This is a genomic window from Roseibium sp. SCP14 (assembly GCF_040329475.1).
GTDB lineage: Bacteria > Pseudomonadota > Alphaproteobacteria > Rhizobiales > Stappiaceae > Roseibium.
Window position 1 is genome coordinate 351,036 of the sequence record NZ_JBDZYH010000005.1, and the last position, 23,183, is coordinate 374,218.

A 23,183-nucleotide genomic window follows, 5' to 3' on the forward strand; every position below is an offset into this window, starting at 1 on the left:
CCTTCAGTCCTGCGCAACCGCCCTGCTATGCGTTGCTCTGTTCTTCTCCTGCGACGGAATACCGGCGAAAATGCTCCAGGTCACGTACCCGTGCCAGAAAATTTTCGCTCGCATGCCCCGCAAGCAGTGCAGCATGTATCACATTTGACCGGCCCAATGCCAAATCCAATTGAGCCGAATCGAACAAACGGACGATTTGGCACCCGTTTGCCAGTTCCTCTCTGCCCGCGGCCACCGCCGCCAGCTTCCTCACCCCGTCTTCTGCAGCATCAGAGGCGTGGATCAGCCCGGCGACAGGATCCCGCCGCAGAGCCGCTTCAACTTTTGCATACCCGGTTACCAACTCACCGGCCTTGCGCGTTATGGAGAGCGCTTGCAGCGCTGCGCGTTCCATAATCGCATCGACACGATCTGCCAATCCGGGTTCGACAAGGGCTTCACCTTTAAACCCTCTGCCGAAGACTTTCTTCCGGTCCTTCTCGGCAACCGCCACAATATCATTCGTGGCCGTCACCCAGACACCGCGACCTGGAAGAACCCGCTTCAGATCCGGAACAACCTGCCCCTCGGGATCAAGGACAAACCGGATCAGCGAGCTGACGGGTTGAACCTCCCGGGTGACGGCGCATTGCCGTTCGGTTGGTTCATTCTTCCTTGGCACGCTGCCACTCCCTTAGATCAACCTGCCTTCGTGCGAAACACAAAAACAGAAAAGTCGATCGAAATTTCCAAGTTCAGAGCAACTTGCCGCAATCTGCAGCCGACAAGATGCTCAAGACAGAGGCTTCCGCCTCTTTTCGTTATCCGTTCAGGATCACGCCGCTTGGCGCTTCTTCTTCAACGGTTTCGATTTCTTCTTCTTCGGCTTCTTCCTCAGCTTCTTCAGCTTCGGCCGCCTGTGCTGCGAGTTCTTCTTCGGTAATCCAGCCAGCAGCAAGGCGGGCAGCCATCACCATGTTTTCCGCATCGGCCCGGGAAACATCAAAGTTGGACAGGGCGCCTTCAAACCGCTTGGTCTCGCCGTCCTTGCGCTCGGTCCAGCCGACAAGATCATCTGCTGCACAGCCAGCGAGGTCTTCCATCGACTTGATGTCGTCCTTGCCGAGAGCCACCAGCATAGCCGTTGTCAGGCCATCAATCGACCGAAGATCTTCCGAAACGCCCAACGCCTGGCGTTCTTCATCGAGTTTGGCTTCCAGCTCGCTCAGGTAATCCCTTGCGCGCGCCTGGATTTCCACTGCAGTGTCGTCGTCGAAGCCCTCGATTTCGGAGATTTCCTCAATCTCCACATAAGCGACTTCTTCAACCGAGGTAAAGCCTTCGGTCGCCAGAAGCTGGCCGACCATTTCGTCCACGTTGAGCGCTTCCATGAAGAGCTGGGAGCGTTCCTGGAATTCTTTCTGACGGCGATCGGATTCTTCCTGCTCCGTCATGATATCGATGGCCCAGCCGGTCAGTTGCGACGCAAGGCGCACGTTCTGGCCCCGGCGACCGATTGCCAGTGACAATTGGTCATCGGGAACGACAACTTCAATACGTTCCGCATCTTCATCGAGAACAACCTTGGCAACCTCGGCCGGTTGCAGCGCATTGACGATGAAGGTTGCAGGTTCGTCATTCCAGGGAATGATGTCGATCTTCTCGCCTTGCAATTCACCAACAACTGCCTGAACGCGGCTACCACGCATACCGACACAGGCACCAACGGGGTCGATGGAGCTGTCCTTGGAAATCACAGCGATCTTTGCACGGGAACCCGGATCACGGGCAACGGACTTGATCTCGATAACGCCGTCGTAGATTTCCGGCACTTCCTGGGCAAACAGTTTTGCCATGAACTGCGGATGGGTACGCGACAGGAAGATCTGCGGACCGCGCTGCTCGCGGCGGACATCATAGATGATGGCGCGGATACGGTCGCCGGTCCGGAAAATTTCACGCGGGATCAGCTCATCACGGCGGACAATACCTTCACCACGACCCAGGTCGACGATGACGTTGCCGTATTCGGCACGTTTCACAACACCGTTGATGACTTCACCAACACGATCCTTGAACTCATCATACTGGCGATCACGCTCTGCTTCGCGCACTTTCTGCACGATCACCTGCTTGGCGGACTGAGCTGCAATACGTCCAAAATCCAGCGGCGGAAGTGGTTCGGCAATGAAATCACCAAGACTTGCTTCCGGGTTGCGTGCCAGCGCGTCGGTCAGTGCGATCTCGGTCGAAACGTTCTCGACAGTCTCGACCACCTGCAAAAGGCGCTGCAGACGGATCTCACCGGTTTTCGGATTGATCTCCGCACGAACTTCCGTTTCCGTGCCGTAGCGGGAGCGGGCCGCCTTCTGGATCGCATCTTCCATCGCGTTGATGACGATCATCCGGTCGATCGATTTTTCCCGTGCTACCGCATCAGCGATTTGCAGCAGTTCCAACCGGTTCGCGCTGATTGCCATATTCCACTCCTCTTGCGCCAAGGATCAAGCCTGTTTTTGTCTGGCGCGTTTCTTTTGCCGCTAAGCCTGTCGCTTAGTTGGGCGTGTTGTCCTGTGTCAGTTCTTCATCCTGGCCGCGGGCGGCAAGTGCCGCCTTTTCGGCCTGAAGAGCTGCGGTAATCAAATCGTCGGTTAGCACCAGTTTCGCTTCGCCAACATTTTCAAGGGGCAAGGAAACAGTGTCTTCTTCACCTTCGCGGGCATCCGGCAAACGAACTTGGGCGGTTCCGTCTTCCGCCCCAAGCAGGGTTCCGCGGAACCGCTTGCGACCGTCCAGCATGACCGTCATCTCTACCTTCAGCTCATGTCCGGCCCAACGATTGAAATCGCCTTCGCGGACCAGAGGGCGGTCGATACCAGGAGAAGAAACTTCAAGATGATATGCCCGGTTGATCGGGTCTTCGACATCAAGAGCAGGAGAGACGGCGCGGCTGATTGTTTCACAGTCTTCCACCGTCATCGTACCGTCAGGGCGCTCGGCCATGATCTGCAGCGTGCAACCATTGGCCGCGCTGATCTTGGTGCGCACAAGACGGAAGCCGAGGTCCTCAATAACCGGCTCCACAATCGCTGCAACTCGGGCGTCCAACCCTTGTTCCGTAACAATTCTTGGTTCGTGTGCGCTCACACTTGGCTCCTGTCTAAAACCGTTGCCGGTTCCTTCGTTATCAGATGCGCCTGATTGTCGATTTACATAAGGCAATCCTGCTTAATTTGTTAGTTTCCGGCCCTGTGTAAGCAAAAAAGAGCGGGTCCCCGTTGGGCCCACTCTCAAAGTGCTCAGATAAGCCGTTTGAGGTGAAACACCGGCTGTATAACGCCAAAGCTGGCAAAAAGGCAATAGCCTCTACCTGAATCCCTCAAAGAAGTTGAACAGCTGCTCCATTCCCTTCGGAATTCCGCAACCTTCAGACCCGGAGAAACGTCAGATAGCGGCCGATGCGTCCTTCGCGGATAGCCTTCGCTTCATATCGCGTTCCCGGCCAGCCCTTCCATGGGGTCTTCCAGTCCCCTGCAGTCTCTGCCATCCATTCAAAGTCTGCGTGATCGCGGCAATTGCGCAGCGTCCAGTCGATGTAGGTGTCGATATCACTGGCAAACCGGAATTGGCTCCCCGGCTTGATCGCACGAGAGTACCGGGACAGGTTCTGCTGATTGATGAAACGGCGCTTCCAATGGCGCTTTTTCGGCCAGGGATCCGGATAAAGCTGGTACGCCAGATCGAGCGAAGCTTCAGGTAACCAGTCAAGGACGTTGACTGCATCGTCGTCGTAGAGGCGGACATTCTTCAACCCTTCCTCCACCACTGCCGTAACAACCTTGGCCATGCTGCCGACAAAAGGCTCCACGCCGATGAAACCGGCGCGCGGGTTTGTGCGCGCACGGTGCAGCAAGTGCTCACCGCCACCAAAACCGACTTCGAGACAGACTTCGTCGACATCCGTCTTGAACAGATCCTTGAGATCCGACGGCGCCGGACTGTTCAGGTCCAGCGACAGCCGCGGCAACTCGTTTTCCATAAGCGCCTCGCGGCGCGGGCTCAGCGGCTTGCCTTTGCGGCGGCCGTAAAAGGAACCTTCGTAACGATCGGTCATCTTCTTAAACTGCAGATCGCCGGCAATGAACCGGCGATCTCTTTCACATACTGATGTTGCGCGCTTATGGAACAGGTTACCCAGCAAGCGGGCGAAGTGAATCCACCAGGTCGGTCTTTTCCCAGGAGAACCCGCCGTCTGCCTCCGGCTGGCGGCCGAAATGACCATAAGCAGCGGTGCGCTCATAGATCGGATTGTTCAGCTTCAAGTGCTCGCGGATGCCACGCGGGCTCAGGCCCATGACTTCACGCAAGGTGCTCTCAAGGCGTGCCTCATCGCAGCGACCGGTGCCATGAAGATCAACATACACCGAAAGCGGATCGGAAACGCCGATAGCGTAAGACAGCTGAATGGTGCAACGATCCGCCAGATCGGCAGCAACAACGTTTTTCGCCAGATACCGGGCGGCATAGGCAGCGGAACGGTCAACCTTGGTCGGATCTTTACCGGAGAATGCGCCACCACCGTGCGGAGCAGCGCCACCATAAGTGTCTACGATGATCTTGCGCCCGGTCAGACCCGCGTCTCCGTCAGGGCCGCCAATCACGAACGCGCCGGTCGGGTTCACATGCCAGGCGGTCTCACTGGAGACCCAGCCCTCAGGCAAAGCCTTGAGGATATAGGGCTCGACGATTTTCTTGACGTCTTCCGACGTCAGAGCCGGGTCGAGGTGCTGAGTGGACAGGACGATAGAGGTTGCGCCGACCGGCTTGCCGTTTTCATAGCGAACGGTCACCTGGCTCTTGGCATCCGGACCAAGAACCGGTTCCGCACCAGACTTGCGGGCTTCGGCCAGCAACTGAAGGATCTTGTGTGAATAGAGAATTGGAGCCGGCATCAGCTCTTCGGTTTCGCGGCAGGCATAACCGAACATGATGCCCTGGTCGCCGGCGCCCTCATCCTTGTTTCCGGCAGCGTCCACGCCCTGCGCGATGTGCGCAGACTGCGCATGAAGGTGTACAGCGATATCACAGTTTTCCCAATGAAAACCGTCTTGCTCATAACCGATGTCTTTCACGGCCATCCGGGCGAGGTGAGCGATATAGTCATTTGTGATATGCGCCGGTCCGCGGGTTTCACCTGCAATCACGATTCGATTGGTGGTTGCCAAGGTTTCACAGGCAACGCGGGCTTCCGGCATTTCCCGCAGATAGGCATCCACAACCGCGTCCGAAACACGGTCACAGACTTTATCCGGATGTCCTTCGGACACGGATTCAGAGGTAAACAGGTAATTCTGACGTGCCATTGGCGATCGTCCTTCTGGGAATGAATATGACTGAAGCGGCGAGTGACATCGCCGCTTCAGCTGCATCAATCTTAGAAGTTACTCGCCACGTCAAGCGCGAGAATAAAATTTCTTAGTCGTCACCGCCCAGAGACCGGACAAGATCAACGATCCGGCGGCGGACCTTCGGGTCTTCGATGCGCACGAACGCCTTATTGAGAGACAGCCCTTCGGAAGAAGACAGGAAGTCCACGACGTAAGATGTCGGCTGTGTTTCCCCGAACCCTTCAGCCTCTTCCGGCGTACCCGGTGCGTCTTCAAAGAAGAAGGAAACCGGTACTTTCAGGATTGTAGCAATGTGCTGCAGTCGGCTGGCGCCAATACGGTTGGTGCCTTTCTCGTATTTTTGAATTTGCTGGAAGGTGATGCCTAGGCTCTCACCAAGTTTTTCCTGACTCATCCCAAGCATCATCCGCCGGAGGCGGACACGGCTACCAACATGAATGTCGATCGGATTAGGAGACTTCTTACTGGGCATCTGCGTCGCTCTTTCTTTTTTTCGCGGCGAATGTCCGCTCGTTTTCGTCTGTACAAGCGCTCCAGTGTCCTCCCACAAAGACCCAGAGACCGGAAGTTTGCCCGCAACCCTTCACTTGCACATGAAGCAGCCCTCAATCGGCTATTTCACGGTTGTATCACACTTTCTTCACTCAACTCAAACAAATTTCATCAATTTATACGCGAGTCGCGGTTGTATTGTGAAATGGCAGCAAAGGCCAAAAGAAAAATCGAAATAACCAGCACCGGTAGATCCCCGGTTGTACCATAAAGCGTTTTGACACTCCTTCGCGGCAATCTTCCGTCAATGATCCCTTTCTCGAAAATATCGAGCCTGGCAACTACGGAACCGTTGCCATCTACGATTGCGGAAATTCCGGTATTGGCCGCCCTGATCAGAGGAACCCCGGTTTCGATCGCTCTGAAACGAGCCTGCGCGAAGTGCTGGTGAGGGCCTGGTGTACGCCCAAACCAGGCATCGTTCGTAACGTTCAACAAAAACGCAGGACCATCTGACACTGCTGATGCAACGCCCGGAAAAATCGCCTCGTAGCAAATCAGCGGCAGAAAACCGAACCCGCCGGATGTCTCCAACGCGCGCCGCTGGTAGCCGGCCTCAAAACCTGAAAATGGTCCAGCGAGGCTCGAAATTCCTGTTTTTTCAAGAAGTTCCTGAAGCGGAACATATTCGCCGAACGGAACCAGCCTGACCTTGTCATAAATCCCCTGAACCGCACCATCGTTTCCGATCACGTAGACGCTGTTGAAATAGTCATATCCATCTGCACTTACTTCGGCCCGATTTGCGCCGGTTACCAGCTCGGTATTTTCCCCCAGGGCCCGAGCGATCCTGAAGAGAGCTCCCGGTTCCTGGGTCAGGAGAAACGGAACTGCTGACTCCGGCCAGACCACAAGCCTCGGTTGTCCCACTCTGGCGTCCCCGCTGAGCGGAGTTTCCGTCATATCCAGGTAAGTCTGAAAAATCTCTTCGCGCAGCTCCGGCCGCCACTTGTCCTTCTGGTCGATCGACGGCTGGATGATCCGGATGTCGAGATCCGCAAACTGCGTCGGCTTGTTCCAGAGACGGAAGGAGCCGAATGCAGCCATGAGGACCAAAAATACAACCGCCAGTCCAACCACAGCCATTCTTTGGTGAAGCGGCTTCGAATCGGCAAGCACCGCTGGTGTGGCAGAAATCGCAACAACCAGAAATGTCAGACCGTAAATCCCCACCAGGCTGGCAATTTGTGCAAGCGATAGATAGTCGGCAATTCCATAGCCGAATGCGTTCCAGGGGAAACCGGTCAGGACGTGGCCCCTGACCCAGTCGGCCAGGGTAAGGCTGGCGGCCAATAACAGGACCCTGTGAAACCTGTCGCTCCAGAAGAGCCCGGCAATGGCTGTCCCCACCCCCGTGAACAGGGCCAATCCGATCGGCATTGCCAGAACGGCAAAGGGCATGACCCATGCATACCGGTCAGCTTCAACCAGAAAGGCGGAACCGATCCACCAGAGACCCGACAAAAAATAACCGAAGCCGAAGAACCAGCCAAGCGCAAATCCGGTACGCAGGCGCTTGAACTTCTGGTCTGTTCCTGTTTCGAGCGCGCCGTCCAAAAGCCAGACAAGACAGGGAAATGTGAGCAGGAGGAGAGGCGCCAGCCCATAGGGAGGAAGCGCGAATGCGGTAATTGCGCCACATAAGACGCACAACAATCGGCGCTGCCACCCCCATGCCAGGAGGAAAGTGTTTGGCAGGACAGACAGCCGCTGAAGCAACAATTGCATAGATTACCGATCCCCTGTTTTAGCGGTCAGGAGGATTGGCGGCTCATGGCAGGTCGGTCAAGGCTTAATGTCAATCAGCGGCATTGCCTGTTCATGGCTGCCGGCAGGGAGACGCGCTGCCACCCATGACCGACAGGCAAAGGATTTCCAGACCGCGGCAACCCTTTGCCGCGATAACTGCATGAAAATGTTTTCGTTGTCAGGAATTCAATCGAGAAGCCGTCACTCGTTCGGAACCTGAGACATCTCGCGCATCCTTGGCCGGTTCAGCTGCCGGCATTCCAGGCCGCTTCGGCCGCCTGCGAAGATCCTGCTGGCGCGTTTCCGCGCGTCGACGGCGGATCTTGAGCCGTTTGATTCGCCTCGGATCGGCGTCCATGACCTCAAACTCAAATCCAGGCATTTCGTCGGGAACGAACAGAAGCTCCCCTCGTACGGGAACCCGTCCAACCGAAACGTAAAGGAGACCGCCCAGCGTATCGACGTCTTCGGAGATCTCTCCCTTCGTCAGATGCGTTCCGAGCGCCTGGTCCAGATCCTCGAGCGGCAGACGCGGATCGGCAATCCAGACGCCTTCACCCGCCGAGGCAAGCATTTCCTCTTCGTCTTCGTCGTGCTCGTCCTCAATGTCACCGACGACTTCCTCAACCAGATCCTCCAGGGATACCAGTCCGTCAGTGCCGCCATATTCATCAATGACCAGTGCCATTTGAACACGTCCGGCCTGCATCTTGGCCATCAGATCCGTTGCAGGCATGGAAGGGGGAACGAACAGCAGATCGCGAAGCAGGTTCGTTTCCTTGAGGGTAATCGACAGGTCAACACACGACAGATCCAGATCGGGCAGGTTGTGCCCCTTTCGGCCCGATCCGTTTTCCAGCGGTGCGTCTTCGCCTGCTTCCGTTACGTCGTTGTCCACAGAAGTTGCAAGGCGGCGCGCAGCACCCCGTTCCGCGATAAATGCCATCAGGTCCTTGATGTGAACCATTCCGCGGGGATCGTCCAGCGTGTCCTCATAGACGGGCATCCGGGAATGACCGCTCTTCCGGAACAGTTCCATAACCCGGCTGAGGCTGGTGTCGAGATCAACCGCGTCAATATCTGCGCGCGGTATCATGACGTCATCTACCCGGAGCTCGCGCAAGCGCAAAATGTTACCGAGAAGCATGCGCTCTTCGGGAGAGAACGCCGTGTCGCTACCGGCTTCACGCGCCAACTCGTCTTCCAGGTTTTCGCGCAAACTCGATGACTGACGCCCCAAGCGCAGCACGCGTTTGAGATTTTCAAGAAGCGCCGCAGATCTCTGCGGCTTCGTCTGTTGCGGGTCTTCCCCGTCCTGAGACTGTCCGGTGGCGGCGGCCTTCGGCTCGCTTGCCGGACTTTGCGGTTCAACTGCGCTCATCATCCATCAATACAAGAACTATACACCCCATGATGCCACTTAATCGCGGTCGGCCACAAGAGGCCTGTCCGCATAAGGGTCATCGACGCCCAAAGCAGCCAGAATGGACTTCTCAAGGCATTCCATCAGTTCTGCTTCATCGCTTTCCTGATGATCATAATCGAAAAGATGAAGCAAACCATGAACGGTCAAATGGGAAAGATGATCCGAGAAATCAACTCCCATCTCTTCAGCTTCCCTGACAATGGTATCATGGGCGAATACTATGTCGCCCAAAAGTGGTCCGTAGACATCCCCTTGCGGGTCGCTGCCGGGAAAGGAAAGAACGTTGGTCGGCTTGTCCTTGTCCCGCCATTGCTTGTTCAACCGACGAATTGACACATCATCGGTGAACAGCAGCGAAACCTCCGTGTTTTCAATCGCTTCCAGGTCAGCCTCCTGGAATGCCGCAGAGATGGCCCGCTCGACCAGCGCCCTGAGCTGACGTTCCTCGGGCCAGTTCCCCGCCTCGATCGCAAGATCGATCAAAAATCCTTCCGGTAAAGCCTCGGACATTGCCTTTACATCCGCTCTCAGGACGCCGCAGCTTTCGGAGACCGAGGAGAGCCATCGCCCTGCTCCGCTTCCCTTTGCCGTTCGGCATAGCGGCGTTCCCGGGATTCTGATGCCTCGCGGGCCGCGTTGTCGTAAGCGGTCACGATCCGTCCTACCAGCTCGTGGCGGACAACATCCGTTTCGTTGAAACGAATATGCGCAACCGCCGGAATATCGGTCAGAAGGCCGAGAGCTTCCCGCAGCCCGGATTTCTGCCCTGCCGGCAGGTCAATCTGGCTCGGATCGCCGGTCACGATCATCTTCGACCCTTCCCCCAAACGGGTAAGAAACATTTTCATCTGCATCGACGTCGTATTCTGTGCTTCATCGAGCAGAACAACCGCGTTGGAAAGGGTTCGTCCGCGCATGAAGGCGAGAGGCGCAACCTCAATCATTCCGGACTGCAAGCCGCGATCCACCTTTTCCGCCGGCATCATTTCGTAAAGGGCGTCGTAGATCGGCCGTAGATACGGGTCGACCTTGTCCTTCATCTCGCCCGGCAGGAAGCCAAGGCGTTCGCCTGCTTCGACGGCCGGCCGAGACAGGATAAGACGCGCAACATCGCCGCGTTCAAGCAATGCAGCCGCATAGGCGACCGCAAGAAAAGTCTTGCCGGTCCCTGCAGGGCCAGTGCCGAAAATCAGGTCAGCACGATCCATGGCACGGATATAGGCATCCTGTGTCGGCGTTCTGGCAACAATCGTTTTCCTGCGTGTTGCGATCTGGGCAAATGCCAGACGGGACTTGGGCTCAAGGGTCGGCAGGGGGAGTTGCGCTTCGGCAGCCGCCGCCATGCGCAGAGCGCCGTCAACATCGCCAGGATGAATTTCCTGTCCCTGCAACAGCCTTTGGTAGAGTGCTTCCAGAGCGGTTCTCGCCTGGGCACAGCCTGCTTGCGATCCCTTCAAGGTGACCTGGTTGCCACGTGCGATCGCATCGACACCCAAACGTTGCTCAATCAGCGCCAGGTTCTGGTCGAACTGCCCGAACAGATCGCCAATCAACCGATTGTCTTCAAAGGCAAGGACGATGTGAGTCATGTCGGAGGCCGGCGCGGCCGCGGAATTCTGATCCGAAGACTTGCGGGAAGAAGATTGGCTGTCGCGCGTCAAATGACGTCTCCCTTAGACCGCCGAGGCCGGGATGGCCCCGGAAACACCGGTTTCATCTTGCCCGGCAATCAGCCGTCCGAACAGTGAATTAGAACCAATCTCGACGATTTCCACCGCTTGTATGCTGCCGATCAAATCTTCCGGCGCGTCGAGCTGTACAGGCTGCAACCATGGTGACTTGCCAACCAGCTGCCCTTCGTTGCGGCCCTTCTTTTCCAGAAGAACATCGCAGGTCATTCCCATTCGGGACGCATTGAACGCCTTCTGCTGCTCGCTCACCAGCGCTTGCAATTCAGCCAGGCGTGCGGATTTCACATCCTCCGGCACCTGATCATCCATTGTAGCACCGGGAGTTCCGGGACGCTGGCTGTATTTGAAAGAAAACGCTGAGCCATACTCGACACGCCGGATCAGATCCATCGTGTCTTCGAAGTCCTGGTCCGTTTCCCCGGGAAAGCCGACAATGAAGTCTCCTGACAGGGCAATATCGGGGGCAGCTTCACGAATCCGGTCCAGTAAACGGAAGTAGTCGTCCCGTGTGTGCCGCCGGTTCATCGATTTCAGGATCTTGTCGGAGCCTGATTGCACAGGCAGATGCAGGTAGGGCATCAGGCTCTTCAGGTCACGGTGCGCTTCGATCAAATCGTCATCCATGTCACGCGGATGGCTGGTGGTGTAACGCAACCTGTCGAGGCCATCGATTTCGGCAAGGCGGCGCAACAAGCGCCCCAGTCCCCAGGTCGCGCCATCAGAAGCTTCACCGTGATAGGCGTTGACATTCTGGCCGAGCAGAGTGACTTCGCGTACGCCCGATGCCGCCATGCGTTCCGCCTCGGTGACAATCTGTTCAACCGAACGGGACACTTCCGCCCCGCGCGTGTACGGCACGACGCAGAAAGTGCAGAACTTGTCGCAGCCTTCCTGAACGGTCAGAAACGCAGACGGCGCGCGCTTTTGCACCGGCTGTTCCGCGCGTTTCGACAGGTGACCGAATTTGGCATCGATATCGAATTCGGTCTCGACAATCTTCGTGCCCTGACGCGCCTTGCTCAGAAGCGAGGGCAGCTGATGATAGCTTTGCGGTCCGACCACCAGATCGACGATGGGTGCGCGTCTGGAAATTTCCTCGCCTTCAGCCTGGGCAACGCAGCCGGCAACGCCAACCATCATCTCCTTGCCCGACCTGGCACGCTCTTCCTTGACCTTCCTGATCCGGCCAAGTTCGGAATAAACCTTCTCCGCGGCCTTTTCACGGATATGACACGTGTTGAGAATGACGAGATCCGCATCTTCAAGGTCTTCAGTTGTCTGGAAGCCTTCCGGCGCAAGGACATCTGTCATGCGCTCGCTGTCATAGACATTCATCTGGCAGCCATAGGTGCGCACGAACACCTTGCGGGCGTTGCTGCCTTTTTCTGCTGCTGCATCTTCACTCAGGGCAACGGCGGCTGGGGTCGTTTCCTGATCTGCTTCCGGACGGCTCGTCATTCGTTCCTCATGGCCTTTTCATTCGGCCTGTATGTTCTGATTGCGAGTGCTGTGGGGACGGAAATTCAAATGATCCGTCTCGCATCACGTCTCCTGCACAGCCTTCACGGCGGGCGGCACTCCAAATTCAGGCGCCAGCTTTAACGGTTTTTTCCGCGTTTGAGAAGAACTCGTGTGATTCGACGATGTCAGAATCTTCACAGAGGTCTGATTCAAGCTCCTCGACCGGCTTCTGCAACAGGGAAGCAATCGTCATGGCCCTGACTTCACGCTCCAGCCGGAGGGTCAAAGCCTTTCGATCAGTTGTCCTGTCGACCAGAACCGGTTCGCCCCAGCGCACGACGACATCAAGTGCGCCTCGGGAAAAGATACCCCACAAGTGCCCTGCCAGTTCCATGTCACCATACCAGGCAACATGCGGCCGATGAGCCCGGCCCATCGGCAATCCGTAAAAGCCCTGGTAGGCTACAGACAGGGGCTGAACCCAGACCTTCGAGTTTTCATCCTCACCAAGAGCCCGGGTTGCCGCACCCAGAAGTGCTGAGCGAAACGGTAGGACGCGATTGCCGTCATTGGAGGTCCCCTCGGCAAACAGAACCATGGCATCGCCGGCCGCCATCCGTTCTGCGATCGCATCGGCAACCTGCGCAGTCTCAGAACGTTTGGTCCGGTTCACGAACACAGTCCGCTGGAGCTTGGCAAACAGGCCGAATATCGGCCAGCCGGACACTTCCGACTTTGCGATGAACGACAGCGGCATCAGCGAGCCGACCACCGTGATATCGACCCAGGATGCATGATTTGACGCAATCAGAAGCGGCCGGTCGGTAGCGGGTTGCCCAATCTGGCGTATATGGATGCCGACAAGGCGGGTTGCGATCTGGTGCCAGATTTGCGGAAGTTTTTTCCGAATCTGAAGCCGAAGCCTAATCGCAATCCACTGCAGTGGAATGAGAACCAGCGAAACGATCGTCAGGACAAAAATGATCAGAACGGCCTTGATCTCAGCCATCGTCCTCTTTGTCCTTTGAAGCTTCCAGCGGCACGCCATACAACTCGAGCCTGTGATCGACCAGCTTGTACCCAAGTTTCTTGGCAATGAATTCCTGCAAGGCCTCGATTTCCTCGTTCCGGAATTCGATGACGCGACCGCTGCGCAAGTCGATCAGATGATCGTGATGCTCGTCCGGAACGGTTTCATACCGTGAACGTCCGTCCCGGAAATCGTGACGTTCGATCATGCCCGCATCTTCGAACAGTTTGACGGTACGATAGACGGTCGAGATGGAAATGCCCGGATCAATTGCCACGGAACGGCGATAAAGCTCTTCCACGTCCGGATGTTCTTCCGAGGCCTGTTCGATAACGGAAGCAATAACGCGTCTTTGCTCGGTCATGCGCATGCCCTTCGCAACACACATATCCGCCAGCGATGACTGCCGCTCTTCCGCCATTGAAATACCGCCCGGTGACTGTTTCAAAATTTCGCACTACAGCGCTTAGCGAAGATCTATGCGCATGACAAGCGCCGTACCGTCTCCTCCACTGTCGCTGTAATAGCCCTTGCGCTGCCCGACTTCCTTGAAGCCGAGGCTCCGGTAAAGCAGCAATGCTGCCTCGTTGGCCGCGTCCACTTCAAGAAACAGCTGCTTGCACCGCTCCGTGTATAACCTGAAAAGGCTGGCTTCCATCAGCTTCTTGCCGACCCCGCGGCCGCGTTGACGGGGATGCACCGCGATTGTGATGACCTCGGCTTCATCTGCGGCAATTCTCAATATGACAAAGCCGAGTGGCGCACGCGTACCGTATGGGCTCGCCCGGCGGGCAACCAGAATGATGGTTCCCTCCTGCGCTTTCATACGCGCAAGCTCATCCACATTCCATTTATGTGAAAAAGACGTTTCGTGGATTTCGGCAATCTTCGGCAGATCTTCGTCCAGCGCCTCTTCAACGACCGGCGGCTGGGCCCAGAACCACCAAAAACTCATTGCCGTTCAATCCTTCCCTTTTTTTGCGGTGTAGCATCCGGCGGCCGCAAGTAGAGCGGCGACGGAGACGATACAACCGGATCGGCCGTCAGCCCGAGCTCGGCAACATCGCGAATACCCGGATAGCCGCTGCGCGACAGGACTTGCTCCGGCGCGGCCCCCAGTACATCGGCAACTTTATCGGCCGCCGATCCTGCCAACCTTATGCTTTGAGGTAATGTGGCTGCAAGATCCGACAAGGTCTGGACCCCTGCCTCACCTGCAGGTTCTCCACAGGCAGTGAATTCCTGGCAATAAACCTCTTCTCCCTTTCCCGTCAGGGCAACAAGCAAGGGAGTGCCTTCGTCCGCCGGCGCACAGGAGCGCGCAATGGCGGCCAGGGTTGTGATTCCGACAACAGGCTTACCAAGAACGAGACCAAAACCGCGTGCCACGGAAAGCCCGACACGAAGGCCGGTAAAACTTCCGGGACCGACCGTGACCGCGACACGATCCAAATCGGAAAAGGCAGTTGAGGTTTCGGCCATGACCTCACCGATCATGTCCATCAACCGCTCGGCATGCCCACGACCGATTTCTTCACCACACGCTTCAAAGCAGGCGGTCTCTGCACCGTTGTCCAGGACCGCGGCGGCGCAATTGGAAAGAGCTGTGTCTATAGCAAGTACACGCATACTGATTGCCACTACCCCGGCGCGGCGTCGGAGTCGAGCCGAGCTTTGGACCTACGTCCAATGGGGGGCTTGCCTTCCACAAAGAAAGCGGGTTCGAAAATAAAAAACCCGGCGATTTCGCCGGGCTTTTACGAGAATGCTGGAAATCGCGTCAAATCGGCCGAACTTCCTCGACCTCCGGAACGAAATGCCGCAACAGGTTCTGAATACCGTGCTGCAACGTTGCCGTTGACGACGGGCACCCTGCGCATGCACCGCGCATGGAAAGATAGACAACACCCTCCTTGAAACCTTTGAAGGTGATGTCGCCGCCATCCTGGGCGACCGCCGGCCGAACACGCGTTTCAAGAAGTTCCTTGATCGTGTTGACGGTCTCCGTATCGCTTTCCTCGAAAAACTCGCCTTCTTCGATGTCTTCGGACTGACCTGCCGTCATGACCGGCTGGCCGGACATGAACTGCTCCATGATCACGCCGAGGATCGCCGGCTTCATGTGCTGCCAATCGGTTTCGTCCTTGGTGACCGTGACAAAGTCATGGCCGAAGAAGACGGCTACAACGCCCGGCACGTCAAAAAGCTTCTCGGCAAGCGGCGAAACGCCCGCATCCGCCCTGGAGCGGAAATCATAAGTACCTTCCTGCAGAACGACTCGTCCTGGAAGGAATTTCAGTGTGGCCGGATTCGGAGTTGCTTCCGTTTGAATGAACATCGTCTTTGTCCCTGCGCTTCAACAACGCGCCCGTTTGACTAGTGTGCCTTGCGCCTCTCCCTCATCGCAAAACACCGATGGGTCCTTCTAACCCATCTTTCAGCAGTTTGGAATAGTTAAAAACTAGATAGGCGCGAATCCCGACCGATCAAGCTTAGAGGACCAGAATCCGGACATATCTAGGCCAATGCGGCGATGGAATCGTCATCCAGATTGCCCGGCACGATCGTTACCGGAATCGGGAATGTACCAGCAGATTTGCCGGCGATGGACGACACCAGAGGTCCGGGACCTTCCGACCCTGTGCTGGCAGCCAGCACAAGAATCGCGATGTCCGCGTCCGCCTCGATCAGTTCCATGATTTCTTCAGCCTTCGTCCCTTCGCGAACCACCGTTTCGGGTTCGGTCCGAGCCACGGAGCGAACCCGCTCCGAAGCCTTGGCAAGGGTTGCTTCGGCTTCTTCCTGGGCTTCCGCCCGCATGATATCCTCAACTCCCAGCCAGTGCTGGAAGTCTCCAGGGGCGATGATGAACAGCAGTGTAACAACGCCCCCGGTGCGCGCGGCCCGCTTGGCTGCATACACAATCGCCCGATCACATTCGGGCGTTTCATCGACCACAACCAGGAACTTCCGGCGGTGGCCTTCCTCGTTACTTTTTCGAATAGCTACCATGGCTGCATGCTGCCATTGGCGCGCATGCATCGCAAGCGGCTAAATTGCCGCTCGCAATGCCGCCGGATCAGAGAATGAACTTGGACAGATCGACGTTCTTCGCCAGATCGCCAATGTTCTCTCTGACAAAATCAGCCGTTATCTCAACCGTTTCGCCCGGCCGGTCCGGTGCCGTGAACGAGATCTCGTCGAGGATCCTTTCCATCACGGTTTGCAGACGCCTTGCACCGATGTTCTCAACAGAAGCGTTCAGATCAACCGCAACCGAGGCAATTTCGTCGATCGCATCCTCGGTAAAGGCGAGTGTAACCGATTCTGTTTCCATCAATGCAACATACTGCTTGATAAGGCTCGCTTCCGGCTCCGTCAGGATTGCCTGGAAGTCGTCCTTGTTCAATGCACGCAGCTCAACACGGATCGGCAGGCGCCCCTGCAGCTCCGGCAGAAGATCCGACGGCTTTGCCACATGGAATGCCCCCGATGCAATGAACAGGATGTGGTCCGTCTTGACCGGGCCATGCTTGGTCGAAACAACAGTACCCTCGATCAGAGGCAGCAGATCACGCTGCACACCTTCTCGGGAGACATCGCCACCTGCGCGGCCTTCGCGGGCACAGATCTTGTCGATCTCATCCAGGAATACGATGCCGGAGTTTTCGACAAGAGAGATCGCTTCCTCGACAACCTTGTCCTCATCCAGAAGCTTGTCGGATTCTTCGTTGATCAGAAGTTCGTAGGAATCGATGACGGTTGTCCGCTTGGTCTTGGTCTGACCACCGAATGCCTTGCCGAGCAGATCGGAAACATTCATCACGCCGACGCTGGCGCCGGGCATGCCAGGCAGATCGAAGCTTGGCATCTGTGCCTGGGCGCGCACCTCGACTTCAATTTCCTTGTCGTCCATTTCGCCGTTGCGCAACTTGGTCCGGAAGCTGTCCCGGGTAGCCGGGCTTGCATTCGCACCGACAAGCGCGTCCAGAACACGTTCTTCGGCCAACACGTGCGCCTTCGCCTTCACAGCTTCACGTTTCTGATCACGAACCAGCGTTATGCCGGCCTCAACCAGGTCGCGGACAATCTGCTCGACGTCGCGGCCGACATATCCAACCTCGGTGAACTTGGTAGCCTCGACCTTTGTAAACGGCGCATTGGCCAGCTTTGCCAGGCGGCGCGAAATCTCGGTCTTGCCGACACCGGTCGGCCCGATCATGAGGATGTTCTTGGGCAGAACTTCTTCACGCATCTGGCCCTGCAGCTGCTGGCGGCGCCAGCGGTTGCGAAGAGCGATGGCGACCGCACGCTTGGCATCTTTCTGGCCAACGATATAACGATCGAGTTCCGAGACGATCTCACGCGGAGAAAAATCAGTCATTTGTTAAGACACGCCTTCCGTATCCTGGTGTTCCATTAGCAAGCAATCGCCGGTTCGACCCATCAGGTCCGCGATCTCACGAAAACCTGCCTTGCGATAGGCCTTCACAGCCCTGAGGTTTTCCGGATCCGGATCGATAAGGATCCGGTCGTACCCCTCGCGCCGCAGCTTCCGGACGAAAGCCCGCAATACTTCAGTTCCAATTCCCTTCGACAACTCATCCTGGTCGGCAAGCGACAAATCAACCCCCACCGCGTTTCGCGGCAGAAGCTCAAGCCAGGGATACTCCCTGATCCAGTCGCTATCCTGCTGATCCTTCACGAACCAGACCTGGATATAGCCCTTGTCGGTTCCATTCAGTTGAAAGATGAAGGGCCGTGTCGTATCGCGCCCTTCAATCATGTCCTTGATGTAACCGAGTTCCGTCTCCGGGTCGCCCCACCATTCGCGCCAATGCGGCCTTGCCAACCATTCGGAAAGCAAGGGCAGATCTTTCTCACTGACGGGGCGGAACGAAATCATTTTTGGTCACTCGACGGCGTCGAGTGACTCGACCGTGACACTTTCGTTTGTGTAAACGCAGATTTCCGCGGCCACCGCCATCGCCTTGCGGGCAATTGTTTCAGCATCATAGTCGGTATCTGCCAACGCCCTGCCAGCGGCCAAAGCGAAGTTGCCACCCGAGCCAATGCCCATGACGCCACCTTCAGGCTCAAGCACATCTCCAGTCCCGGTGAGCACCAGGGAAACATTCTTGTCCGCCACGAGCATCATGGCTTCAAGACGGCGCAGATAGCGGTCCGTTCGCCAATCCTTGGCAAGCTCGACGCAGGCGCGCATCAATTGACCCGGATACTGTTCCAGTTTGGCTTCCAGGCGCTCAAACAAGGTAAAGGCGTCGGCTGTCGCTCCGGCAAATCCGGCAATCACTTCACCTTTGGCAAGCGGCCGTACCTTGCGGGCAGAGTGTTTGATCACGGTCTGGCCGAGAGACACCTGTCCATCACCGGCAATGACGACCTTGCCGCCTTTGCGCACCATCATGATCGTCGTACCGTGCCACTGGGCCGGTTCGCGCGTTTCGCTCATTCAATCCTCTTGAATCTAACTTTTCTTGCCGCCCTATGTAGGCGGCAATAGCGGTTTTTCCAAGCTGCCAGCTTTTTACGGCTCAATTCAAGCCGCAGATTTCAATCCTTCATAAAAACAATATGGGAACAAACCCGGCAACAATCTAATGCGACATCTCGATGCGGGTCGCCTTGAGCAGACCGTCAACCAGCTTGTCGAGCTGCCCGCTGATCCGTTCTTCGATCAGATCTCCTTTGTCATTGAACGCGCCAACCGCCTTGGGCACCGATACCATCTGCGGCAACACCATGGCGCCCAGACCGACTTCAAGGATCGTTCGCATGCCGATCAATCCCCGCATACCACCGAATCCCCCCGGTGACACGGCGCCCAATGCAAAGACCGTGTTCTTGAACGGATCTCCCGGTTCCTTTGCGCGGCTGATCCAGTCCAGCGTGTTCTTGAGCAGCGGTGTGATACCGGCGTTGTATTCCGGGCATGACAGGAAAGCACCATCCTGCCCATGCAGCAATCGGTTGAGTTTCTTGGCATTTTCCGGAACGCCGTCCGTCTCTTCCAGATCGCCGTCATAGATCGGGAGTGGATAGTCCCTCAGCGACAGATGTGTCACTTCCGCATCCAGAATCGCAAGACGCTTGGCCACGAGTGCGGTGAGCTTTCCGTTATGCGATCCGCTTCGCACCGAACCGGAACAGACAAGTATCTTTGGATTGCGCATTTGAGGCCCCTTCCCAACCCTGCGGACATGGCTGCCCGGTTTCCGGAATATGGCAAACGGCCAGGGGATAATCCAGTTCTACGAATACGGAAAAAGTGAAAGCGGACGCAACCAGACCGTTGCGTCCGCTTTCAACTCTCAAGGCGACCGGTTCTAGAACAGGCTGGCGATGAAGCCCGGAATGCTTTTCACGGCGTAGCTCCAGTCATCCTTCCGCCATTTCGACATTTCGTAGACGGAGTCTCCAAGATCCTCGCCCATTTCGGCAAACACCTTGGTCGGCCCCTGTTTCATGCGGTCGACAAGACGGCTCAGGCGCGCCATGTCGATGTTGCCGGTCTGGATGAGATGTACGGTTCCAAGCACCAGGGTCGTCATGCTGTCGATGCCGGAGGCTCCAAGACCGATCGGGTCACAGGCCCGGATCACCTTGAAAATCCTGGTGTTCTTGACCGAGCCCGGTGCGATCGCCTCAACAAGGCTCTGCAATCCTTCCACCATTCCAGCCCATGGGATCGCTTTGCCCATAAAGTGCTTGTAAAGTTCTGACGTCCCGTAAAGGTAGTCACCCTGCTCGAACTTGTCCGCAACTTCGATCATTGTGATGACGTGTCCGGCCATACCTGCCTTGCTGCCGGCACTGCCAAGGAACCTGCCGAATTTCGACGTTGGTGATCCGATGGCATCAAGTGCTCCGAACTGGCGCCCTTTCATGCCTGAAATCGCCTTCATCACATCGCGCGCTTCGGAGGTCGCAAATCCCCATTTGCGCAACTGTGACCAGGCCGCGATCACTTTTCTCGCGTCCTCGGCCCGACCAATCGTGCCGAGGAACTTCTTCATATCGGGAAAGCTCTTGTCGATCAGTTCCCGCCTGAATTCGTCAAAGGCTTCACTGTCTCCGATGTTTGCGGCTTCCTTCGCCAGCAGTTTTTCCGCAGGCGTCAATCGGTCGTCGCGCTTGGTATCGTTTGCCACCGAAATCGGGTTGGCAACAGGTGGAATGCACATGCGCTGCCAGATCGACGCGGAGTTGGGGTCGTTCAAGGCCCGGATCGTTCGATTGTCCGGGTCAACCCGGCCGTCGGGATAGCGCAGCCGCACGACACTGGCCTGGAAATCCTTGATGGCCCCAATCGTCTTGGAGCCGACCTTGCCATCAACCGCCAGCTCCTTGCGCGACGTTCCCATCAACGCGTTCAGCCGGGTCTGAACGGTCTTCACGTCGAGCATTTCGTTTTTGCCGAACCGGCCAACCGAGCCGGAAATACCGATGCAGGAATTGATCATGTTCACGAGATCCCATCACGTCTGAAACCAGCCCGATGCAATTCGTCAGAAATATGAGAAAAATACGGTTTCGTTCTGTGACTCTCGTCACCGTGAGTACAAATATTTGCTGGAACTCTTTTGCCGACTGCAAATACTCAAAGCAAAATCCATGCGGGGGAAATTCACGGTAGCAAGATCATAGCAGATTTTGTCACCGCATGGTCACATCGATCTCGACACATCAAAGCAAGCTGCGGGCGAGCGAAACCGGCGCTGCCGCTGCTTTCCCGGACACGTTTTCTGATTGCTTCGGTGGACGCAATTCACGCATGCAGGACCACGCGGTGAGGCACTCGCATCGAGGCCAATTCATACCGCCTTATCAACAAGATAGATGGACCAGGTCCTAGTGACCTTTGCGATACACCCAAACGCGAGCCGGGGGCAGGTTTTTCCAGACCCATTCGGAACTGAAGACCGACACGGCACGGCTGGACGGCTTCACCGGCGCCACCAGACCATAGGAAAACTGGATAAAGGGCGCACCAGGCTTCAAAAGCCGGAATGCCTCTGCCAACAGAGCCCGGCGTACGGGTTCCGGACGGGTCAAAAGCGGCAATGAAGAAACTATGCCATCAAGCGAATGGTCTTTTTCGCCCGCTCCGGCGAGAAAACCACCAGGTGCCTCCAGTGTGTCCGCCAAGGCATAGGCGTCTCCCTGCAGCACCGGAAGTCCCGGATAGCGCAAGCTCAAAAGCTCACAGAATTCCGGGCTGTACTCGATCAGATTCAGGTGCTGGTGTGCAAAGCCCCGGTCGAGAAGAGCTTTGGTAACGACTCCTGTTCCAGGGCCCAGTTCGACCACGCGCGAATGAGGCCGTGGCGTCAAAAACGACGCCATCTTGGCGGCAAGATCGGGTCCGGAGGGGGCTACCGCGCCGGTACGAAGCGGGTTTTGCGCCCAGGATCGGATGAACTTGACCTCGTCGAGAACCTTGGTCCTGACCACGTTCGCCTTGTTCAGCTTTTCCCTTAGGGTTTCGGCCCGTCCGCCGCTACGCTTGAGCATGCCACCTCCTCATATTCGAAAACAGAATATAGGAACGTTCGCAGGCAGATGCTACCGGTTGCAGGCTCAAGCACCGAGATTATCGATGAAATCCTTCACCTTGGAGAAGAAACCCGCGGATTCCGGATGGTTTTCGCCAGAGGATTCTTTTTCGAATTCGGCCAGTAGTTCTCGCTGACGGCGCGTCAGATTGGTCGGTGTCTCGACCGTAACCTGAATATACATGTCGCCATGCTGGCTGGACCGCATCACAGGCATGCCCTTGCCGCGCAAGCGAAACTGTTTGCCGGTCTGTGTCCCTTCCGGCACCTTGACCCGGCTTGTGGAGCCTTCAACGGTCGGAACGTCGAACTGCCCGCCCAATGTTGCGGTCGACATGGAAATCGGCACGCGGCAATAAAGGTCCGCACCCTCGCGCTGAAACAGGTCGTGCGGCTTGATGGACAAGAATATGTAAAGATCGCCCGCAGGACCGCCGCGAACGCCGGCTTCCCCTTCACCGGCAAGGCGAATGCGGGTGCCGTCTTCAATGCCGGCCGGAATGTTGACCGACAAGGTCCGGTCCTGGGTCTTGCGCCCGGAACCACCACATCCTTCGCACGGATCGGAAATCACCTGACCGCGCCCCTGACAGCTCGGGCAGGTCCTCTCAAGCGTGAAAAAGCCCTGAGCCGCACGGACACGGCCAGCACCGCCGCAAGTACGGCATGTTGTCGGGCTGGTGCCTGATTTCGCGCCTGTTCCTGAACACATGTCGCAGGTGATGCTGGTCGGAACCTCGATTTCCACCGTCTTACCGGTAAAAGCGTCTTCCAGGCTGATGTCGAGATTGTATCGCAGGTCAGCGCCACGCTCACGCCCGCCGGAGCGGCGTCCGCCGCCGCCCATGCCGAAAAACTCTTCGAAGATGTCCGACATGGTCGAGGAGAAATCGTTGGCGCCGGCACCGCCGCCGCCACCAAAACCGCCATTTTCAAATGCGGCATGACCGAATCGGTCATAAGCGGCACGTTTCTGGCCGTCTTTCAGAGTATCGTAGGCTTCATTGACTTCTTTGAACTTGGCTTCGGCTTCCGTATCTCCCGGATTGCGATCGGGATGAAATTGCATTGCCATCTTGCGGTAAGCGCTCTTCAGCGCCTTGTCGTCCGCATCGCGCGATACGCCCAGCACCTCATAGAAATCACGTTTGGACATCAAGATCTCTCGGTCTTGTTGTTGCGCCGCTGGCCGCCTGGAATAATCCGGCGCCATTTACGGCGAAAGCGCCGGACACAAGTGCCTTTTTCAAAAGGCAATCAAGCAACCGGCGCCGGGAACCATTTTACAACCTAAATCAGCCAGCCGGAAAC

The 23,183-nt window shown here is 56.8% G+C and carries 24 protein-coding genes; all 24 read right to left on the reverse strand.

Annotation, left to right across the window (positions count from 1 at the left end; translation table 11 throughout):
- Nucleotides 1-25: 25 nt before the first annotated feature.
- Complete coding sequence (locus ABLQ08_RS21750) at nt 26-661, reverse strand: RNA-binding protein (RefSeq protein ID WP_352946285.1); 636 nt, start codon at nt 659-661, stop codon at nt 26-28.
- Nucleotides 662-800: 139 nt separating this feature from the next.
- A complete protein-coding gene (gene nusA / locus ABLQ08_RS21755) occupies nt 801-2,459 on the reverse strand; it encodes a transcription termination factor NusA (protein WP_352946288.1) in 1,659 nt (552 codons plus the stop codon).
- A gap of 73 nt (nt 2,460-2,532) precedes the next feature.
- The gene (rimP, locus tag ABLQ08_RS21760; RefSeq protein WP_352946290.1) at nt 2,533-3,126 is read right to left on the reverse strand and encodes a ribosome maturation factor RimP; all 594 of its coding nucleotides are present in this window, start codon (nt 3,124-3,126) and stop codon (nt 2,533-2,535) included.
- Between the two features lie 280 nt (nt 3,127-3,406).
- The gene (gene trmB, locus ABLQ08_RS21765; RefSeq protein WP_352946292.1) at nt 3,407-4,093 is read right to left on the reverse strand and encodes a tRNA (guanine(46)-N(7))-methyltransferase TrmB; all 687 of its coding nucleotides are present in this window, start codon (nt 4,091-4,093) and stop codon (nt 3,407-3,409) included.
- Nucleotides 4,094-4,169: 76 nt separating this feature from the next.
- A complete protein-coding gene (metK, locus tag ABLQ08_RS21770; RefSeq protein WP_352946294.1) occupies nt 4,170-5,342 on the reverse strand; it encodes a methionine adenosyltransferase in 1,173 nt (390 codons plus the stop codon).
- Between the two features lie 112 nt (nt 5,343-5,454).
- The gene (locus ABLQ08_RS21775; protein WP_352946296.1) at nt 5,455-5,859 is read right to left on the reverse strand and encodes a helix-turn-helix domain-containing protein; all 405 of its coding nucleotides are present in this window, start codon (nt 5,857-5,859) and stop codon (nt 5,455-5,457) included.
- Nucleotides 5,860-6,050: 191 nt separating this feature from the next.
- Complete coding sequence (gene lnt, locus ABLQ08_RS21780; RefSeq protein ID WP_352946298.1) at nt 6,051-7,667, reverse strand: apolipoprotein N-acyltransferase; 1,617 nt, start codon at nt 7,665-7,667, stop codon at nt 6,051-6,053.
- 199 nt (nt 7,668-7,866) lie between these two features.
- A complete protein-coding gene (locus tag ABLQ08_RS21785; protein ID WP_352946301.1) occupies nt 7,867-9,072 on the reverse strand; it encodes a hemolysin family protein in 1,206 nt (401 codons plus the stop codon).
- A 36-nt stretch (nt 9,073-9,108) separates the two neighbouring features.
- Nucleotides 9,109-9,624 carry an rRNA maturation RNase YbeY gene (ybeY, locus tag ABLQ08_RS21790; RefSeq protein WP_352946303.1) on the reverse strand — a complete coding sequence of 172 codons (516 nt, stop codon included), beginning with the start codon at nt 9,622-9,624 and terminating at the stop codon, nt 9,109-9,111.
- 17 nt (nt 9,625-9,641) lie between these two features.
- Nucleotides 9,642-10,703, reverse strand: coding sequence for a PhoH family protein (locus tag ABLQ08_RS21795; protein ID WP_352946858.1), 1,062 nt, complete (start codon nt 10,701-10,703; stop codon nt 9,642-9,644).
- 84 nt (nt 10,704-10,787) lie between these two features.
- On the reverse strand, nt 10,788-12,263 hold the full coding sequence (miaB, locus tag ABLQ08_RS21800) for a tRNA (N6-isopentenyl adenosine(37)-C2)-methylthiotransferase MiaB (RefSeq protein WP_352946306.1): 1,476 nt from the start codon (nt 12,261-12,263) through the stop codon (nt 10,788-10,790).
- 127 nt (nt 12,264-12,390) lie between these two features.
- Nucleotides 12,391-13,275, reverse strand: coding sequence for a lysophospholipid acyltransferase family protein (locus ABLQ08_RS21805; RefSeq protein ID WP_352946309.1), 885 nt, complete (start codon nt 13,273-13,275; stop codon nt 12,391-12,393).
- Complete coding sequence (locus ABLQ08_RS21810; protein WP_352946312.1) at nt 13,268-13,717, reverse strand: Fur family transcriptional regulator; 450 nt, start codon at nt 13,715-13,717, stop codon at nt 13,268-13,270. Before ABLQ08_RS21810 ends, ABLQ08_RS21805 begins: the two co-directional genes overlap by 8 nt.
- A 45-nt stretch (nt 13,718-13,762) precedes the next feature.
- Complete coding sequence (gene rimI / locus ABLQ08_RS21815) at nt 13,763-14,251, reverse strand: ribosomal protein S18-alanine N-acetyltransferase (protein WP_352946314.1); 489 nt, start codon at nt 14,249-14,251, stop codon at nt 13,763-13,765.
- Nucleotides 14,248-14,925: a tRNA (adenosine(37)-N6)-threonylcarbamoyltransferase complex dimerization subunit type 1 TsaB gene (tsaB, locus tag ABLQ08_RS21820; protein ID WP_352946316.1), complete on the reverse strand. Its 678-nt coding sequence runs from the start codon at nt 14,923-14,925 to the stop codon at nt 14,248-14,250. Before tsaB ends, rimI begins: the two co-directional genes overlap by 4 nt.
- 151 nt (nt 14,926-15,076) lie before the next feature.
- Complete coding sequence (locus ABLQ08_RS21825) at nt 15,077-15,634, reverse strand: NifU family protein (protein ID WP_352946319.1); 558 nt, start codon at nt 15,632-15,634, stop codon at nt 15,077-15,079.
- A gap of 179 nt (nt 15,635-15,813) precedes the next feature.
- Entirely contained in the window at nt 15,814-16,308 is a 495-nt protein-coding gene (locus tag ABLQ08_RS21830) for a universal stress protein (protein ID WP_352946321.1), read from the reverse strand.
- 67 nt (nt 16,309-16,375) lie between these two features.
- Nucleotides 16,376-17,680, reverse strand: a complete 1,305-nt coding sequence (hslU, locus tag ABLQ08_RS21835) for an ATP-dependent protease ATPase subunit HslU (protein ID WP_352946323.1) — start codon at nt 17,678-17,680, stop codon at nt 16,376-16,378.
- 3 nt (nt 17,681-17,683) lie between these two features.
- A complete protein-coding gene (locus ABLQ08_RS21840) occupies nt 17,684-18,202 on the reverse strand; it encodes a GNAT family N-acetyltransferase (protein WP_352946325.1) in 519 nt (172 codons plus the stop codon).
- Nucleotides 18,203-18,208: 6 nt separating this feature from the next.
- A complete protein-coding gene (gene hslV, locus ABLQ08_RS21845; RefSeq protein ID WP_352946328.1) occupies nt 18,209-18,769 on the reverse strand; it encodes an ATP-dependent protease subunit HslV in 561 nt (186 codons plus the stop codon).
- Nucleotides 18,770-18,914: 145 nt separating this feature from the next.
- Nucleotides 18,915-19,490: an NADPH-dependent FMN reductase gene (locus tag ABLQ08_RS21850; protein ID WP_352946331.1), complete on the reverse strand. Its 576-nt coding sequence runs from the start codon at nt 19,488-19,490 to the stop codon at nt 18,915-18,917.
- Nucleotides 19,491-19,643: 153 nt separating this feature from the next.
- The gene (locus ABLQ08_RS21855) at nt 19,644-20,780 is read right to left on the reverse strand and encodes a peptidoglycan-binding domain-containing protein (RefSeq protein WP_352946333.1); all 1,137 of its coding nucleotides are present in this window, start codon (nt 20,778-20,780) and stop codon (nt 19,644-19,646) included.
- Nucleotides 20,781-21,168: 388 nt separating this feature from the next.
- Nucleotides 21,169-21,831, reverse strand: a complete 663-nt coding sequence (locus ABLQ08_RS21860) for a class I SAM-dependent methyltransferase (RefSeq protein ID WP_352946335.1) — start codon at nt 21,829-21,831, stop codon at nt 21,169-21,171.
- A gap of 66 nt (nt 21,832-21,897) precedes the next feature.
- Nucleotides 21,898-23,028, reverse strand: a complete 1,131-nt coding sequence (dnaJ, locus tag ABLQ08_RS21865; protein WP_352946338.1) for a molecular chaperone DnaJ — start codon at nt 23,026-23,028, stop codon at nt 21,898-21,900.
- Nucleotides 23,029-23,183 lie beyond the last annotated feature (155 nt).